Raw genomic sequence first — 16806 nt, forward strand, 5'->3', positions numbered from 1 at the left:
TTTTATATCAAAATTTAGAGTCATCTTCAAGCGCTCTCAGCACGATTTTTTTATTCTTATACATGCCCGTTCCCACAGGGATCATCCTCCCCAACACCACATTCTCTTTCAAATCTTCTAAAAAGTCTTTTTTCATCGCAATACTGGCTTCTGTTAAAACCTTAGTCGTTTCTTGGAAAGAGGCCGCTGAAATGATGCTATCGCTCCCAATAGCCGCTCTGGTGATCCCTAAAAGCACCGGTTCAGCAATCGCTGGCTCGCCTTTTAAAGCGATCACACGAGCGTTTTCTTCTTTGAAGAGTTTTTTACTGACCAAATCCCCTTCAATAAACTTGCTATCCCCGCTGTCTAAGATGCGCACTTGCCTTAACATTTGAGACACAATGATTTCAATGTGTTTGTCCGCAATGCTTACCCCCTGCCTGCGATACACTTGCTGGACCTCGCTCACAATGTATTTATAAAGCTCTTTTTCGCCGCTGATCCTTAAAATATCATGGCTTGAAACCACCCCATCCGTCATCGCCTCTCCCGCATGCACAAATTCATCGGCATGCACTAAAATTTGCTTGCCCTTATCCACAAAATAATCTGTGAGACGACCATCTTTAGAAGTTACGATGATGTGTTCTTTATTGCGAATAGGTTTGCCAAAACTCACTATCCCATCCACTTCAGAAAGGATCGCCACATCTTTAGGCTTGGGTTTTCTCGCTTCAAACAATTCCGAAACCCTTGGGAGACCCCCAGTAATATCCCTAGATTTAACGGTCGCTTTAGGGATTTTCGCTAACACTTCAGCCTGCTCCACGCTAGAGCCATCGCTAATGGCGATAGAAGTTTTTGGCTCTAGGAAATAACGCGCTTCTTCGCCATTAGCCCCCTCTAAAAACAAGCTTGGTTTGTATCCGCTTGGAATGTAATCATTCACCACTAAACTGGTGATACCGGTATTTTCGTCTTCTTTTTCAGCGACCGTAACCCCTGCGATAATATCCACAAAACTCACCTTACCCTTAAAGTCCGCAATGATAGGGGTGTTGTAAGGATCCCATGTGGCAATCGTTTTGAAAGTGTTAGTCGTGGGTTTAGAAATCACGCTATTAGTGCTCACTTCACTATTATCATCAATCAAGATCTCAGAACCCCTAGCGATATAATGGCGAGCGGCTTCCCTACCATTATCATCAGCTATCACCGCAAACAAGCCTTTTTCGCTCACAATATCGCCCTTTTTGATCCCATGGGTGCGCTCTAAATGGTTAGCCTCTAAAACATAGTATTTGATTGCGCCTTTTTCTTTGGCATACACATCTTGCACAATAGGGTCATTATCCTTGACCAGCAATTCGCTCGCATAAGGGATGCGATTAGGCACATTCCAGCCCTCTTGGATAATATCAGCGATACTTCCTCCCTTATGCACCTTATGCCCACTAGCATAAGGCAAATACACTTTCCCCTCAATCTTACCGCCAACGCCGGCTAATTCGCTCGGCTTGACAATATCGCTTCTTCTTAAAACGAATTTAGCTTCTTGATCGCCATTTTTCACGCTCACAACGACTTCTTCATAGACCGTTTCAATGCGTAATTCCCCACCAAAAGGCGCTTTAATCTTAGGCTCTACCACTAAAATAGAAGCGTTACGGCGGTTAGCGATAATGTTTTTACCCTCTTTATTCGTGTAAGTCCTAAGGTTATAAAAACGCACAAAACCTTCTTTGCTCGCCACGATCTCGCGCTCATCCTGACTCCTGCTCGCTGTCCCGCCCACATGGAAAGTCCTTAAAGTGAGCTGCGTTCCAGGCTCCCCGATAGATTGCGCGGCTACCACGCCCACCGCTTCACCTGGATAGCTCATCTTGCCTTCGCCTAAATTCAAGCCATAGCATTTCGCGCACACGCCCTTTGGCGCTTTACAAGTTACTGGGGTGCGGATCGTAATGGATTTAATCCCGGCTTCAACCACCTTTTTAGCGCCCTCTTCATCAATCAAAGTGTCCGCATAAAGCAAGATTTCATTGGTAATGGGATCGATCACATCTTCTAATAAAACGCGCCCAAAAATACGCTCTTCTAAAGGTTCAATCAATTCACTCCCTACTGCAATATCCGTGATTTCAATCCCTTCATGCGTGCCGCAATCATCAGACACCACCTTGACATTTTGCGAAACATCAATGAGCTTTCTTGTCAAATACCCCGCATTGGCGGTTTTTAGCGCCGTATCCGCTAAGCCCTTTCTAGCGCCATGCGTGGAGTTAAAGTATTCTAAGACATTCAACCCCTCTTTAAAGTTAGAAATAATAGGCGTTTCAATGATACTGCCATCCGGCTTTGTCATAAGACCCCTCATCGCTGAAAGCTGACGGATTTGCGCCGCGCTACCCCTTGCACCGCTATCCGCCATCATATAAATAGAGTTAAAGCCCTCTTTATCTTTTGCGATAGCGCTCATCATTTCCTTACTCATTCTGTCATTGACTTCAGTCCAAGTGTCAATGATTTTATTGTAACGCTCTTGGTCAGTGAGTAACCCTTGATCGTATTGTTGCTGGATTTTTTTAACCTCTACTTTGGCTTTTTCCACCATTTTTTGCTTGTCTTTGGGCGTGATAATATCCTCCATAGAGATAGAAATACCAGCCTTAGTCGCATACCTAAAGCCAAGCGTTTTCAAATGATCCAAAAAGGTTGCGGTAATGCCGATACCGCCGACTTTATGCACATAATCCACAAGCACGCCAATATCTTTTTTCTTCATGGGTCTGTTCCACAAATCCGTAGGGATAAAATCAGGCAAAATAGACTTAATGATCATGCGCCCCGCGCTCGTAGCGATAATATTCCCTTGATCTAAAACCCTGATCTTTGCGTGGATGTCTAATTCTTTCGTGTCAATGGCGGTGATGATTTCATTCACGCTAGAAAAAAGCTTATGCTCGCCCTTGACCCCGCTCTTTTCTAAAGAAAGATAATATAGCCCTAAAACCATATCCTGGCTAGGAATGGCTACGGCTTTACCGCTAGCGGGTAAAAGGATGTTCATAGAGCTTAGCATGAGCACCTTGCATTCAGCGATCGCTTCCTGGCTTAAAGGCACATGCACCGCCATTTGATCCCCATCAAAATCGGCGTTAAACGCTGAACACACTAACGGGTGCAATTGGATCGCTTTGCCATCAATCAGCTTTGGATGGAACGCTTGAATGGATTGTTTGTGCAAGGTAGGAGCGCGGTTGAGTAGCACCGGATACCCCTCTGTGATTTCTTGCAAGCACTCCCACACTTCATTGCTTTTTTGCTCAATCATGCGTTTAGCTTGTTTGAGCGTGGTGGCATAGCCTCTCTCTTCAAGCTTGGATAACAAATGCGGTTTGAAGAGTTCTAACGCCATGTTTTTGGGCAACCCGCATTCATCCATTTTAAGGTTAGGCCCCACCACAATCACGCTTCTGCCTGAAAAATCCACGCGCTTACCTAAAAGGTTTTGCCTGAAACGCCCTTGCTTGCCTTTAATGATCTCGCTGAGCGATTTTAAAGGGCGTTTGTTAGCCCCTTTAACCGCATTGGTGCTGCGGCCGTTATCAAAAAGCACATCCACGGCTTCTTGCAACATCCTTTTTTCATTGCACACAATGATTTCTGGAGCCCCAAGCTCCATTAAGCGTTTCAAGCGTTGGTTACGATTGATGACACGACGATACAATTCATTCACATCGCTGACCGCAAACTTCCCGCCATCTAGCGCGACTAAAGGCCTTAAATCCGGTGGCAATACCGGTAAAACCGTGAGCATCATCCATTCAGGCCTGTTACCAGAATTTAAAAAGCTTTCTACCACTTTCAAACGCTTAATGAGTTTTTTCTTTTTCGCATCGGAATTGGTGTCTTTCATTTCTTCTTTCAAACTCTGCAATAAGGCGATCAAATCAATTTCTTCTAACAAATCCTTGATCGCTTCGCCACCCATTTGCGCTATAAAGCCCCTGTCTTCGTATCTTCGTGAGATATTTTGATACTGCTCTTCATTCAAAATATCGTATTTCATCACAAGCTTAGTGCCTTCATTGTCATAAGCGGCTTCGCCTGGCTCTTTAACGATATAAGCTTCATAATACAACACGCGCTCTAAGTCTTTCATCTTAACGCCCAAAAGCGTGCCGATACGGCTAGGCAAGGAATTGACATACCAAATATGCGCTACAGGAGTGGCTAATTCAATATGCCCCATTCTAAAACGCCTGACTTTGGAGTGCGTGATCGCCACGCCGCATTTTTCGCATGTGCCAATATCTTTGAAGCGAGGCTTTTTGTATTTACCGCACAAGCATTCATAATCTTTAGTGGGGCCAAAGATTTTCATGCAAAACAAGCCGTCTCGTTCAGGTTTTAGGGTGCGATAATTGATCGTTTCTGGCTTTTTAACTTCCCCATAACTCCAAGAATGGATTTTTTCAGGGCTGGCTAAAGTGAGCTGGAAAGAGCTAAAGTCTTTAGGCCTGTCATCTTCTTTAATGACAATGGGTTTAGGCACTCCATCCTCATCCACATCGTCCCCAAAAATATTAATATCCAAAGCGAGCGATTGCAATTCTTTAGTCAAGACATAGAAAGTCTCAGGGATTTCACTCTCGCCCACTTGCTCACCTTTAGCGATAGCCCTATAAGCGTTCTCTCTGCCTCTAATATCATCGGATTTAATGGTGAGCATTTCTTTTAGAGTGTGCGCTGCGCCATAAGCTTCCAAGGCCCACACTTCCATTTCCCCAAACCTTTGACCCCCAAAGAGCGCTTTACCCCCCACAGGCTGGTGCGTTACCAAGCTATAAGGGCCTGTGCTTCTGGCATGGACTTTTTCATCCACTAAATGGTGGAGTTTGATCATATACATATAGCCCACATTCACGCGCTCCCTCATTTTCTCGCCTGTGCGCCCATCATACAGATCCATTTTGCCATCCATAGCGATCTTGGCTAATTCAAATAGCTTATAAAATTTTTCTTGCGAGATGCCTTCAAACACAGGGATAGCCATCTTAACGCCCTTGCTCCAATCTTTAGCGTATTCCAAAAGCTCTTCGTCAGAGCAATTCTCAAGAACATGGATTGTCAAGGGGTCTTTTTCATTAATGGCGTTAGCGATTTCTAGCATTTTAGCGCGCAATTCTTTGGCAAAATTTCTGGTTTTATCCTCTAGCATGCTAGCGATTTGTTTCCCAAACTCTTTCCCCACTAAGCCTAAATGCATTTCTAAAATCTGCCCGATGTTCATGCGGCTTGGTACGCCTAAAGGGTTTAAGACAATATCCACAGGCTCGCCATCAGCGGTATAAGGCATATCCGCAACCGGCACGATATTAGACACAATCCCTTTATTCCCATGCCTTCCTGCCATTTTATCGCCCACTTTAAGCTTCCGTTTTGTAGCGATATAGAGCTTGACTTTTTTGATCACGCCATTAGGCAAAATATCATCTTTTTCTAAAATAGAGAGCTTTTCTTCATGCTCTTCACCCAAAACTTTCTTTTGCTCTAAGAAATTGTTTTTAGTGATTTCATAGCGGTTTTGCACTTCTTTAGAATACTTTTTGACCAAACTAGCCAAAGTGAAGCGGTTGATTGAAGCGATTTCTTTTTTAGGGATTTGATCGCCTTCTTTATAATCCTTGCCATTATGGCTGAAAGGCTCTTCTAAAATCGCTTGAGAAAGGAGCGAGCTAACGCGCAACAATTCTTCTCTATTGAGCATGGTCAAGCGGTCAAAATGCTCCATATCAAGCTTGGCTTTTTCTTCTTCATACGCGCTCAAAACCCGTGCGTCTTTCTCATAGCCTTTTTTAGTGAAGACTTTTACGTCAATCACCGTGCCTTCCAAACTGGGGGGGCAATACAAACTCTTATTGACCACATGCCCGGCTTTATCCCCAAAAATAGCCCTTAAGAGCCGTTCTTCAGGCGTGCTTTTAATCTCGCCTTTAGGGGAAGTCTTGCCCACTAAAATCATGCCAGCGCTCACGTAAGTGCCGACTTTAACGATCCCGCTTTCATCAAGATGCGCGAGTGCTTCTTCTTTCACATCAGGAATATCAGCGGTAAATTCTTCCGCGCCATGCTTAAGCTCTCTAGCATCCACTTCTTTTTCATAAATGTGGGTGGAAGTGAAAACATCATCTTTAGTGATGCGCTCACTCACCACGATGGCGTCTTCAAAGTTATAGCCATTCCAAGGCATGAACGCCACGCGCACATTTTTCCCTAACGCTAACTCGCCTCTATCCATGCTAGGGCCATCAGCGATGATTTGCCCGGCTTCCACTTTATCGCCCACTTTAACGATAGGGACTTGATTGAAACTGGTGTTTTGGTTGGTGCGCAAGTTTTTTTGCAAAGAATACGCGTCAATATAGGCTTCTTCTTTGCCTTCGCCTAAAATATAAATGTTTTTAGAATCAATTTTTTCTACAACGCCTGCGCGATTGGCCTTGATCGCCCCCCAAGAATCCCTAGCGATAATTTTTTCAATCCCTGTGCCTACAATGGGAGCGTCGCTTCTTAATAAGGGCACCGCTTGGCGTTGCATGTTAGTCCCCATTAAGGCACGGTTAGCGTCATCATGCTCTAAGAAAGGAATGAGCGATGCGGCGACCCCTACTAGCATGCTAGAGCTTAAATCCATTAAGGTAACTTTACTCTTTTCGTTTAAAACGATCTCACCTTCCACGCGCGTTTCAATCAAATCGCCCAAAATATTACCCTCTTCATCAATAGGGGTGCTTGCAGGAGCGATGATGTGGCTGTCTTCTTGAATAGCGGTCAAATAAATCGTCTCACCCACCACTTTGCCATCCACAACCTTTTTATAAGGGGCTTCAATAAAGCCTAAATCATTCACTCTCGTGAAAGTGGAAAGGGTGTTGATCAAACCGATGTTTTGACCTTCTGGGGTCTCAATGGGACAAATTCGGCCATAATGCGTGGGGTGCACATCTCTAGCTTCAAACCCTACCCTGTCTTTCACCAATCCCCCTTCACCGAGCGCTGAAAGGCGGCGCTTGTGCGTAACCTCACTCAAAGGGTTAGTTTGATCCATGAATTGCGAGAGCTGACCGCCCATGAAAAATTCCATGATGGTGCTAGTGATCATTTTAGAATTGACCAAGTCATGGGGCATGAGCGAATCAAAAGCCCCACTCATGGTAGTGAGCTTGTCTTTAATGGTCTTTTGCATTTTCACTAAGCCTGAATGCAATTCATTAGCCAATAATTCCCCTACCGCTCTGATCCTACGATTGCCCAAGTGATCCCTATCATCAATCTTGCCCTGATTGTTTTTGATCTTCATGAGGTATTTAACGGTGGTGATAATATCTTCATGCGTTAAAGTCGTGATGTAATCAGGCACATGCAGGCCTAACTTGTGATTCATTTTCATACGGCCCACCATGGTCAAATCATAGCGTTCAGGGTCAAAGAAAAGTTTTTTGACAAATTGCTTAGCCACCTCAGTCGTAACAGGATCGCCTGGTTTCATAACCTTATGGATACGAATCGCCGCTAGAGCGTTTTCATCATCAATCTTTTCAGTTTGCTTGAGCAATTTCAAAGACTCATGATCGGCTGAGAAAGAATGGATAATGGAAGCGTCATGCCCTAACGCTAGATCGTTGATGATCACAAATTCTTGCACGCCTAGATCGTGGATTTTTTCTAGCCTGTTTTTATCCAACTGCGTGAGCATGTCCAATAAAACTTCTTTCCCTACCATAACAGGCTCAGCTAAATGACGATTGAGTAAAATATCCATAGGGTATTCCACCCATTCTAAATGGTTTTCTTTAAGCTCTTTAATTTTCCTTGAAGTGAGCTTTTTACCCGCTAAAAGGATAATCTTGCCTTGAGGGTCTTTCAAGTCAAATTCCATTCTTTGATTGGCGTCTAATGAAGCAAACGGGATCAAATATTTATCGTTTTCATAACGCACTTTCACAAGCGGGTAGAACATTTTGATGATGTCTTGTTTTTGATAATCCATCGCCCTGAATAAAATGGTAACAGGCACTTTACGGCGTTTGTTGATACGAGCGTACAAAACATCTTTAGAATCGTATTCAAAATACAGCCACGAACCCCTATCAGGAATGATTTGCCCTGTGTAAATGAGCTTGTTTGAAGAAGTGCTAGATTCTTCTTCTTTGAAAATCACACCGGGGCTTCTGTGGAGCTGATTGACCACCACGCGCTCCACCCCATTAATGATAAACGAAGTGCGTTCTGTCATTAATGGGATCTCACGAATGAAAATGCTTTGCTCTTTAATATCCTTAATGCCGTTCTTTTCGCCACTTTTGGTGTCTTTTTCCCACAAAATCAAGCGCACTTTAATTTTGAGCGGGATAGAGTAGGTAATGCCTCTCTCCATCGCTTCTCTAACAGTGTATTTAGACTTGCCAAATTCGCAACCCGCGTATTCTAAAGTGATGCGGTTATGCTCATCTTGGATAGGGAAAATGGATTTAAAAACCTTTTCAATCCCACTCTCTTTACCATCTTTGGAATACAAGAAAGAATCGTAGCTGTCTCGTTGCAATAATAATAAATTAGGAACTTCTAAATCTGTCGGGGTTTTTGTAAAATCAGCTCTCAAGCGGTTTTTTAGGGGAATTTTTTTTGACATATTTCAAGCCTTTGATCAAAAATTTTGAGTTATTTAATGCATTAATTCAAGTAAGCATTGCAAAAGGATCTTTAAACTTTAGAACCATCCATGATAAAAATACCAAAACCCACCTGCAATACTAACCACTTTAGGCTACACGCTCACAAACAAAATCATGGAGCAAAATCATCTGCCACACTAGAGCAGAGAAAGGCACAAAGACCTTTCTGTTTTTAAGTCTTACTTGACTTCAACCTTAGCGCCTACTTCTTCAAGTTTCTTCTTGATGGTTTCAGCTTCTTCTTTATTCACGCCCTCTTTAAGCACATGAGGGGTTTTTTCGGTAGCGTCTTTAGCTTCTTTCAGGCCAAGCCCAGTGATTTCACGAACCACTTTAATCACCTTAATTTTTTCAGCACCGCTATCGGCTAAAATCACATTAAATTCGGTTTTTTCTTCGCTCTCAGCCGCTACACCGCCAGCTACAGCCGCACCCGCTACGACCGTTGGAGTCGCACTCACGCCAAATTTTTCCTCAAACATTTTAACCAATTCAGCAAGCTCTAAAACGCTCAATGAACCAATATACTCTAACACTTCTTCTTTTGAAATTGCCATAATCCAATCCTTCAAATTTTTTTAATTAAAGCCATCATAGGCTCTTAGTTTTCTTCTTTCGCTTTACGCAAATTGTCTAAACCGGTCACAAAATAACGCGCCGGAGCCGTCCAAACAGAAAGCAACATTCCCATAAGCTCTTCTTTGCTTGGGAGTTTTGAAACCGCTTCCACATGAGCTACGCTAACGCTTTCTTTATCAAACAAGCCCGCTTTCAACACAAAGTGATCTTTATGCTCTTTTTGGAAATCAAACACGAGTTTAGAGAGAGCGATTTGATCACCGCCCCACAAAAACACATTGGTTTCTTTCAAATCCAAATCAGAATAGCCAGCCTCTTTCATGGCAATATGAGCGAGAGTGTTCTTAATCACTTGCACTTTAATGCCTTGATTACGAGCCTTATTCCTTAAAGCTTCCAACTTTTTCACGCTAAGACCCTTATAATCGCAAATTAAAAGGGCTTTGGCATCTACAAATTGCGATTTTAAGTTAGCGACTAGCTCTACTTTATGCTGCCTTTGATGTTGTTTTTGCATCTTTTCCTCCTTTCTAGACTAGACCTCTGCAAGATTATCTTTTTAAAAAAGAAATTTTAAGCTTTTTAGCTCTTACGATCTTCAGCCTAAGATTAAAAACTCCCCTAACGCTATTTAATATCCATCAATTCCTGCGCGTCCAAACTCACTGAAGGCGACATGGTGAGCGAGAGAGCGGCGTTTCTAATATACTTGCCTTTCGCGCTACTGGGTTTTAGGCGGTTGATCGTTTTAACCAACTCAAGCATGTTTTCTTTGATTTTTTCTTCAGGAAAACTCGCCTTACCAATAGGGGCATGAACATTGCCCTTTTTATCCACCCTGAAATTCACTTGACCGCTTTTAGCGTTACTGACCGCTTTAGCAATATCCATCGTAACGGTTCCGGTTTTAGGGTTTGGCATCAAACCTTTAGGGCCTAAAATCCTACCCACTTTACCGACAACCGCCATCATATCAGGCGTTGCGATCACCATGTCAAAATCAATACGACCATTTTTGATTTCTTCAGCCAAATCGTCTCCGCCAACGACATCAGCCCCAGCGTTTTTGGCTTCATCTTGCTTAATATCTTTTGCAAAAACGGCCACTCTTACTTTTTTCCCTGTTCCATGAGGAAGCACCACCGCACCGCGCACCATTTGATCCGCATGCCTTGGATCAACCCCTAGCCTTAACGCTACTTCCACGGTTTCATCAAATTTGGCTGAAGCGAGGGATTTAACCACCTCTACGCCTTGCTCTACGCCATACGCTTTATCGTTTTGAATTTTAGAAAAAAGTTTTTCCAACCTTTTAAATACTTTTTTTGCCACGATTCTAATCCTTAAAAATTTCTTTCAATTCCAACAAAACCCAATCAATCCACAACTTCTACGCCCATGCTCCTAGCGCTGCCCATAACGATTTTTTTGGCCGCTTCCATGGTACTTGTGTTTAAATCTTCCATTTTCAATTGTGCGATCTCTTCCACTTGCTTGTGGGTGAGCTTTGCAATCTTATTCTTAAGCGGGTTGTCAGAACCTTTTTCAACCCCAGAAGCTTTTTTGATCAAATCGGTTACCGGAGGCTTTTTAGTGATAAAGGTGAAACTCTTGTCTTGATAAACCGTGATAATGACCGGGATATTAAAACTCCCCATGTCTTTAGTTCTCTCGTTAAAAGCCTTACAAAATTCCATGATATTAACCCCTCTTTGACCCAACGCTGGCCCTACGGGAGGTGAAGGGTTTGCCTTACCTGCAGGGATTTGAAGTTTGATTTCTCCGACTACTTTTTTAGCCATGTTTTCTCCTTAAAAAGTTATATAATTTTTTCCACTTGCGAATGCAAAATCTCTATTGGAGTGTTCCTACCAAAAATAGAAACATTGAGCTTGAGCTTGCGGTGTTCCACATCATACTCTTCCACCGTAGCGGTAAAGTTTGCAAAAGGGCCTTCCACCACACGCACCACTTCGCCTTGCTCAAAAAAGATTTTTGGCTTGGGGGCTGCTCGGTTATTCATTTTTTCTAAAATATGCCCAATATCCGCTTCACTCAATGGGGTTGGCTTTTTGTTTTCTCCAATAAAACGACTCACTCTTGGCAAAGATTGTATCTTATGCCACAAAACCGTATCTAAATCCACCTTAATAAAAACATATCCAGGATAAAGGCTTCGTTCCGTTACTTTCGTCTTGCTTTTTTTAGAAACCTCTATAATATCTTCAGTAGGCACAATGATCTCTTGTATCCTATCTCTTATATTATGGTCGTTCGCTAGATTCTCAATCGCTTTCTTAACGGACTGCTCGCTCCCTGAATAAGTTTGTATGGCATACCAATCCATCATTATTCTCCTTATTTAAAGCCACCAACCTATAGAACACTAGAGACAAAAGCCCCTAGAGAAAAATCCAACAAAGCTAAAAACAGCGTGATAGCACTCACCACCACCAAAACAGAAATAAGCGCGTTGCGTATCTGCTCTTTAATAGGAAATATCACTTTAGAAAGCTCTTCTCTAGCTAATTTATATTGCATGAGCCATTTATCCATAGTTTCTTTTCGCCCTCACTTAAACTTAATACATTTATACATTAAAAGAATTTTCAATTCTATCCAAAATAGCTTAAAATAAAATTAAAAAATTTAAAAACAATCCAATTGAAACACAAACTTGATAGAATAAATTAGTAGATGGCAGGTCAGGAGGGACTCGAACCCCCAACAACCGGTTTTGGAGACCGACGCTCTACCATTGGAGCTACTGACCTAACCTCCCCTCCTTTTCAATCACAACACCAAAGAAAGAGCTAGCTCTTCAATTTAATTTCTTTATGAAGAGTGTGTTTATTTTCCCTTGGGCAGAACTTCTTAAGCTCCAGTTTTTCAGTGTTAGTTTTAGCGTTCTTGGTTGTGCTGTAATTGATGTCTTCACAATCAGAACACTTCAACCCTATTTTAACTTTCATAATGACCCTTTATGGTAACTCTCTTTTTGCTAATATTATTCAATAATATTGCTCACAACACCAGCACCAACGGTCCTACCGCCTTCACGAATCGCAAATTTAGTTCCTAACTCTAACGCAACAGGGCTAATCAACTCTACAGTGATTTTAACATTATCGCCAGGCATAACCATTTCTACGCCTTCAGGAAGGGTGATAGAGCCAGTCACATCAGTCGTGCGCACATAGAATTGCGGGCGGTAGTTGGTGAAAAATGGAGTGTGTCTCCCGCCTTCTTCTTTAGAAAGGACATAAATTTCTCCCTCAAATTTCTTGTGCGGAGTGATAGAACCTGGTTTGCACAGAACCATACCGCGTTCTACTTCTTCTTTTTTAGTTCCTCTCAAAAGCACGCCCACATTATCGCCGGCTTCACCTTTTTCCAACTCTTTCCTAAACATTTCTACACCGGTTACAGTCGTTTTTTGTGTAGGTCTGATACCAACGATTTCCACTTCATCGCCTACTTTCACCACGCCTCTTTCAATCCTACCTGTAACCACAGTCCCTCTACCCGCAATAGAGAACACATCTTCAACCGGCATCAAGAAAGTTTTCTCAGTGTCTCTTTCTGGAGTAGGGATATAGGCATCCACTTCAGCCATAAGTTTAAGCACTTTTTCACCCCATTCACCTACATTACCAGCCTTTGCTTCTTCTAAAGCTCTCAAAGCTGAACCCGCTATGATAGGAGTGTCATCGCCAGGGAATTCATACGCGCTCAACAATTCGCGCACTTCCATTTCCACAAGCTCTAACAATTCTTGGTCATCTACCATGTCTTGTTTGTTTAAGAAAACAACAATGTGAGGCACGCCTACTTGACGAGACAATAAGATATGTTCTCTGGTTTGAGGCATAGGGCCATCAGCTGCAGAAACAACCAAAATCGCTCCGTCCATCTGTGCCGCACCGGTGATCATGTTTTTTACATAGTCAGCGTGTCCTGGGCAATCCACATGCGCATAGTGTCTGTTTTCAGTCTCATATTCAATGTGAGAAGTAGCGATAGTGATCCCTCTTTCTTTTTCTTCAGGGGCGTTATCAATATTATCATAGTCTTTCATTTCTGCAAGACCTTTCAAAGAAAGCACCGCTGAAATCGCTGCACTCAAAGTCGTTTTACCATGGTCTACATGCCCAATGGTTCCAATATTAACATGCGGCTTAGTTCTGTTAAACTTTTCTTTTGCCATTTGTATTTCTCCTTAATTTTTTGAAATGGATTTTAGAATTATACTAAACAAAATCCTAAGTATTCCTAAATGCTACCACAAAATTTAAGACATTTTTGTCTTATCGCCATTCAAGAGATTATAAACTGGAGCCTATAAGCGGAATTGAACCGCCGACCTCTTCCTTACCAAGGAAGTGCTCTGCCTCTGAGCTATATAGGCGTCTCAAAAACTAAAATGTTATCCTAAAAATGGAGCGGGAAACGGGACTCGAACCCGCGACCCTCAGCTTGGAAGGCTGATGCTCTAGCCAACTGAGCTATTCCCGCATCTATAAAACAAACATGGTGGTGAGACGTGGATTCGAACCACGGAAGACATAGTCAGCAGATTTACAGTCTGCCCTCGTTGGCCACTTGAGTATCTCACCAAAAACTTTGCAAAATAACATTTTAACTGGAGCTGGCTAAGGGACTTGAACCCCCGACCTGCTGCTTACAAGGCAGCTGCTCTACCAACTGAGCTAAGCCAGCGATAAATTAAATAATCAAAGACTTGGGATTATAGCAGTTTTATACTTAATTTGTCAAGAAATGATGACAGAAAGCTAAATTATTTATATGGCACAGAGCATGGTTAAAATTTTAGCTATAATCTAGCTCAATTTGGCTGAACACAGCTCAAAGCTTATTACATATAAAAGAATTTATGGACACTTAAATTATGGCGAAAAAAAAACATAAAATTTCTACTTTAAAATATTTTTTACGTTCTTTAAAGCAAATCTATAGGCTCATCACTTTCAAGGAAAAAATGATTTTTTTCCTGCTTGTGTTGATGGCGGTTTTTTCTTCTTTTGTGGAAGTGATGTCCCTAACTCTTCTGATGCCTTTTATCACTCTCGCTTCCGATCCTAGCAGGGCTTTAGACGATAAAGATTGGAAAATGGTCTATGATTTTTTCCATTTTTCATCTCCCGTTCGTCTCATGTATTTCTTTAGTTTCTGTTTGGTGGGGATTTATTTATTTAGGATGTTTTATGGGGTGTTTTTTACCTATTTAAGAGGGCGTTTTTCCAATAAAAAAGCTTATCAAATCAAGCAACAACTCTTCTTGCAACACATCAAAAACAACTATTTATCGCACCTCAACCACAACCTGGATTCTTTAAGAGACATTATCAACAATAAAGCGGAGGGCATGTTTATGAGCTTTAACGCTTTTTTGAGTTTATTGACCGAAATAACCGTGATCGTTTTTTTCTATTCCACGCTCATATTGACTAATTGGAAAATAACGCTCGTTTTTACCACGATTCTCGCCTTACAAATTTTTTTTATTGTCAAAAAAGTCACCGTCCTTATCAAAAAAAAGGGTGAGATGGCTGCCAAATCCAAAGCGCAAACGCTTAAAGTCTTTTCAAAATTTTTCAGCAATTTTAAGATCACTAAACTCAAAGACAACCACGAAGAAGCCCACAAACTTTTTGGAGAAAATAGCCGTAAAGCCCATGACACTGAGATCATTTACTCCACTTTGCAAGTGGTCCCCAGGTATTCAATAGAAACCGTGGGCTTTAGTTTGTTGATTTTAGCGGTCGCTTACATCTTATTCAAATACGGCGAAGCTAGAATGGTGCTCCCTACCATTTCTATGTATGCCCTAGCGCTTTATCGCATACTCCCTTCTGTAACTGGAGTGATCAACTATTATAATGAAATCGCTTACAACCAGCTTGCGACCAATGTTGTTTTTAAAAGCCTTTCTAAGACCATTATTGAAGAGGATTTAGTCCCTTTAGATTTTAATGAAAAAATCACTCTCCAAAACATTTCATTCGCTTACAAGTCAAAACACCCAGTTTTAAAAAATTTCAATCTCACCATTCAAAAAGGTCAAAAAATCGCTCTCATAGGTCATAGCGGGTGCGGAAAATCCACGCTAGCGGATATTATTATGGGGCTTACCTACCCTAAAAGTGGGGAAATTTTTATTGACAACACCCTTTTAACCAAAGAAAATATACGATCATGGCGTAAAAAAATAGGCTATATCCCCCAAAATATTTACCTTTTTGATGGCACTGTGGGGGATAATATCGCTTTTGGGAGCGCCATAGATGAAAAACGCTTGATTAAAGTGTGCAAAATGGCTCATATTTATGATTTTTTATGCGAGCATGAAGGCCTTAAAACCCAAGTGGGCGAAGGGGGCGCTAAGCTTAGCGGCGGGCAAAAACAACGCATAGGCATCGCAAGAGCCTTATACGATAACCCTGAAATTTTGGTTTTAGATGAAGCCACTTCAGCCCTAGACAATGAAACCGAGAGTAAAATCATGGATGAAATCTATCAAATCGCTAAAAATAAAACTCTAATCGTTATCGCCCACCGCTTAAGCACGATTGAACGCTGTGAAGTCATCATTGACATGAGCCAACACAAAGACAATCTCGGCTAAAGCTGGCTTTACTCTTTTATAAAGTTTTGTAAATCAAACCCCTTAAAGCTCTCCAAATACTTCCCTTGATAGCCATCTTGCCCCACTAAATTTTTCAAAACCTTGCTGTTGTAACCCAAAAACGCCACTTTATTAGCCTTAGCGCTTTCATAATCATTGACGCTATCGCCTATCATTAGCATGCGGCTTGGGTTATAGGCGTATTTTTGAATGATATTAGCGATGATTTTGGGTTTATTAGGCGGACTCCCTTCAACGCTCTTAAAATACTTAATGATCCCTAAAAACTCGCACAATACTTGCAATTCGCTATGCAAGGCCGCTGAAGCGATATGGAAAATATAATTTTGATAATGCTTATCAATAAACGCCATCACTTCGCTATTCAAATGCCCCCTATCAAAAAGCTTTTGCTCTATAATAGCACCAAACTCTAGGGCTAATTTATCCACTTTTTCTTGAGCGATAGGGGTTTTTAAAATCTCGTTATAAAAATATTGGATTTTTTCATTCCTTGAAATCCCCCCACTTTGATAATGATAAACTTCAAATTGTTTCAAACTCTCTTTACTATCGTTGCCATGCTTTTGAAACAACGCCTTAAACCCTTCGTATTTTAAATGCATGCTGTCAAAAATCACGCCATCAAAATCCCATAAAACCACTTCAAGCGCCATGATTTCCCCTTTTTTATAGGCTTATTTGGTTTCATTTTACCTTATTCAAGCGGTATTTAAGCGATTATTTTTATCATTATTGGAGTATCTTGGATTGGTTTTAATCAAATACCGCCTGCTAAAGCCTCATTTAAAACTCTAACACTCTTTAGATTTTTTAACTTAAAGCTCGTTCTTAAAG

The 16806-nt window shown here is 41.7% G+C and carries 11 protein-coding genes and 5 tRNA genes; 1 reads left to right on the top strand and 15 read right to left on the bottom strand.

Annotated features, from left to right (window positions below):
- Window positions 1–7: 7 nt before the first annotated feature.
- From H7N67_RS03455 to H7N67_RS03520, 14 genes are all read right to left on the bottom strand, one after another.
- Window positions 8–8680 carry a DNA-directed RNA polymerase subunit beta/beta' gene (locus H7N67_RS03455; RefSeq protein ID WP_187939070.1) on the bottom strand — a complete coding sequence of 2891 codons (8673 nt, stop codon included), beginning with the start codon at window positions 8678–8680 and terminating at the stop codon, window positions 8–10.
- Window positions 8681–8902: 222 nt separating this feature from the next.
- Window positions 8903–9280, bottom strand: coding sequence for a 50S ribosomal protein L7/L12 (rplL, locus tag H7N67_RS03460; protein ID WP_001018223.1), 378 nt, complete (start codon window positions 9278–9280; stop codon window positions 8903–8905).
- 44 nt (window positions 9281–9324) lie between these two features.
- Entirely contained in the window at window positions 9325–9819 is a 495-nt protein-coding gene (gene rplJ / locus H7N67_RS03465; RefSeq protein ID WP_001171774.1) for a 50S ribosomal protein L10, read from the bottom strand.
- A 110-nt stretch (window positions 9820–9929) separates the two neighbouring features.
- Window positions 9930–10634: a 50S ribosomal protein L1 gene (gene rplA, locus H7N67_RS03470; RefSeq protein ID WP_001085839.1), complete on the bottom strand. Its 705-nt coding sequence runs from the start codon at window positions 10632–10634 to the stop codon at window positions 9930–9932.
- A gap of 44 nt (window positions 10635–10678) precedes the next feature.
- Window positions 10679–11104 carry a 50S ribosomal protein L11 gene (gene rplK / locus H7N67_RS03475; RefSeq protein WP_001085997.1) on the bottom strand — a complete coding sequence of 142 codons (426 nt, stop codon included), beginning with the start codon at window positions 11102–11104 and terminating at the stop codon, window positions 10679–10681.
- Window positions 11105–11121: 17 nt separating this feature from the next.
- Complete coding sequence (gene nusG, locus H7N67_RS03480; RefSeq protein ID WP_001846772.1) at window positions 11122–11649, bottom strand: transcription termination/antitermination protein NusG; 528 nt, start codon at window positions 11647–11649, stop codon at window positions 11122–11124.
- Window positions 11650–11678: 29 nt separating this feature from the next.
- On the bottom strand, window positions 11679–11858 hold the full coding sequence (secE, locus tag H7N67_RS03485; RefSeq protein WP_000362121.1) for a preprotein translocase subunit SecE: 180 nt from the start codon (window positions 11856–11858) through the stop codon (window positions 11679–11681).
- A 142-nt stretch (window positions 11859–12000) separates the two neighbouring features.
- A tRNA-Trp gene (locus H7N67_RS03490) sits at window positions 12001–12076 on the bottom strand.
- A 39-nt stretch (window positions 12077–12115) separates the two neighbouring features.
- Window positions 12116–12274, bottom strand: coding sequence for a 50S ribosomal protein L33 (gene rpmG, locus H7N67_RS03495; RefSeq protein WP_000865159.1), 159 nt, complete (start codon window positions 12272–12274; stop codon window positions 12116–12118).
- A 35-nt stretch (window positions 12275–12309) separates the two neighbouring features.
- Window positions 12310–13509 carry an elongation factor Tu gene (gene tuf / locus H7N67_RS03500; protein WP_001040574.1) on the bottom strand — a complete coding sequence of 400 codons (1200 nt, stop codon included), beginning with the start codon at window positions 13507–13509 and terminating at the stop codon, window positions 12310–12312.
- A 126-nt stretch (window positions 13510–13635) separates the two neighbouring features.
- Window positions 13636–13710: transfer RNA gene (locus H7N67_RS03505), tRNA-Thr, on the bottom strand.
- A 30-nt stretch (window positions 13711–13740) separates the two neighbouring features.
- Window positions 13741–13817, bottom strand: a tRNA-Gly gene (locus H7N67_RS03510).
- Between the two features lie 16 nt (window positions 13818–13833).
- Window positions 13834–13918: transfer RNA gene (locus H7N67_RS03515), tRNA-Tyr, on the bottom strand.
- Between the two features lie 27 nt (window positions 13919–13945).
- A tRNA-Thr gene (locus tag H7N67_RS03520) sits at window positions 13946–14021 on the bottom strand.
- A 190-nt stretch (window positions 14022–14211) separates the two neighbouring features.
- Between H7N67_RS03520 and H7N67_RS03525 the strand changes: the two genes are divergently transcribed.
- A complete protein-coding gene (locus tag H7N67_RS03525) occupies window positions 14212–15948 on the top strand; it encodes an ABC transporter ATP-binding protein/permease (protein ID WP_187939071.1) in 1737 nt (578 codons plus the stop codon).
- 8 nt (window positions 15949–15956) lie between these two features.
- Here the strand turns inward: H7N67_RS03525 and H7N67_RS03530 are convergent, their stop codons facing one another.
- On the bottom strand, window positions 15957–16625 hold the full coding sequence (locus H7N67_RS03530; RefSeq protein ID WP_187939072.1) for an HAD family hydrolase: 669 nt from the start codon (window positions 16623–16625) through the stop codon (window positions 15957–15959).
- Window positions 16626–16806 lie beyond the last annotated feature (181 nt).

The sequence above is a fragment of the Helicobacter pylori genome (genome assembly GCF_014498195.1).
Lineage (GTDB): Bacteria > Campylobacterota > Campylobacteria > Campylobacterales > Helicobacteraceae > Helicobacter > Helicobacter pylori_DO.

Excerpts from the sequence above, each read along its gene's own strand:
- rpmG (WP_000865159.1), bottom strand. The coding sequence starts at position 12,274 with ATGAAAGTTAAAATAGGGTTGAAGTGTTCTGATTGTGAAGACATCAAT.
- rplJ (WP_001171774.1), bottom strand. The coding sequence starts at position 9,819 with ATGCAAAAACAACATCAAAGGCAGCATAAAGTAGAGCTAGTCGCTAAC.
- H7N67_RS03530 (WP_187939072.1), bottom strand. The coding sequence starts at position 16,625 with ATGGCGCTTGAAGTGGTTTTATGGGATTTTGATGGCGTGATTTTTGAC.
- rplK (WP_001085997.1), bottom strand. The coding sequence starts at position 11,104 with ATGGCTAAAAAAGTAGTCGGAGAAATCAAACTTCAAATCCCTGCAGGT.
- tuf (WP_001040574.1), bottom strand. The coding sequence starts at position 13,509 with ATGGCAAAAGAAAAGTTTAACAGAACTAAGCCGCATGTTAATATTGGA.
- secE (WP_000362121.1), bottom strand. The coding sequence starts at position 11,858 with ATGGATAAATGGCTCATGCAATATAAATTAGCTAGAGAAGAGCTTTCT.
- H7N67_RS03455 (WP_187939070.1), bottom strand. The coding sequence starts at position 8,680 with ATGTCAAAAAAAATTCCCCTAAAAAACCGCTTGAGAGCTGATTTTACA.
- nusG (WP_001846772.1), bottom strand. The coding sequence starts at position 11,649 with ATGGATTGGTATGCCATACAAACTTATTCAGGGAGCGAGCAGTCCGTT.
- rplL (WP_001018223.1), bottom strand. The coding sequence starts at position 9,280 with ATGGCAATTTCAAAAGAAGAAGTGTTAGAGTATATTGGTTCATTGAGC.
- H7N67_RS03525 (WP_187939071.1), top strand. The coding sequence starts at position 14,212 with ATGGCGAAAAAAAAACATAAAATTTCTACTTTAAAATATTTTTTACGT.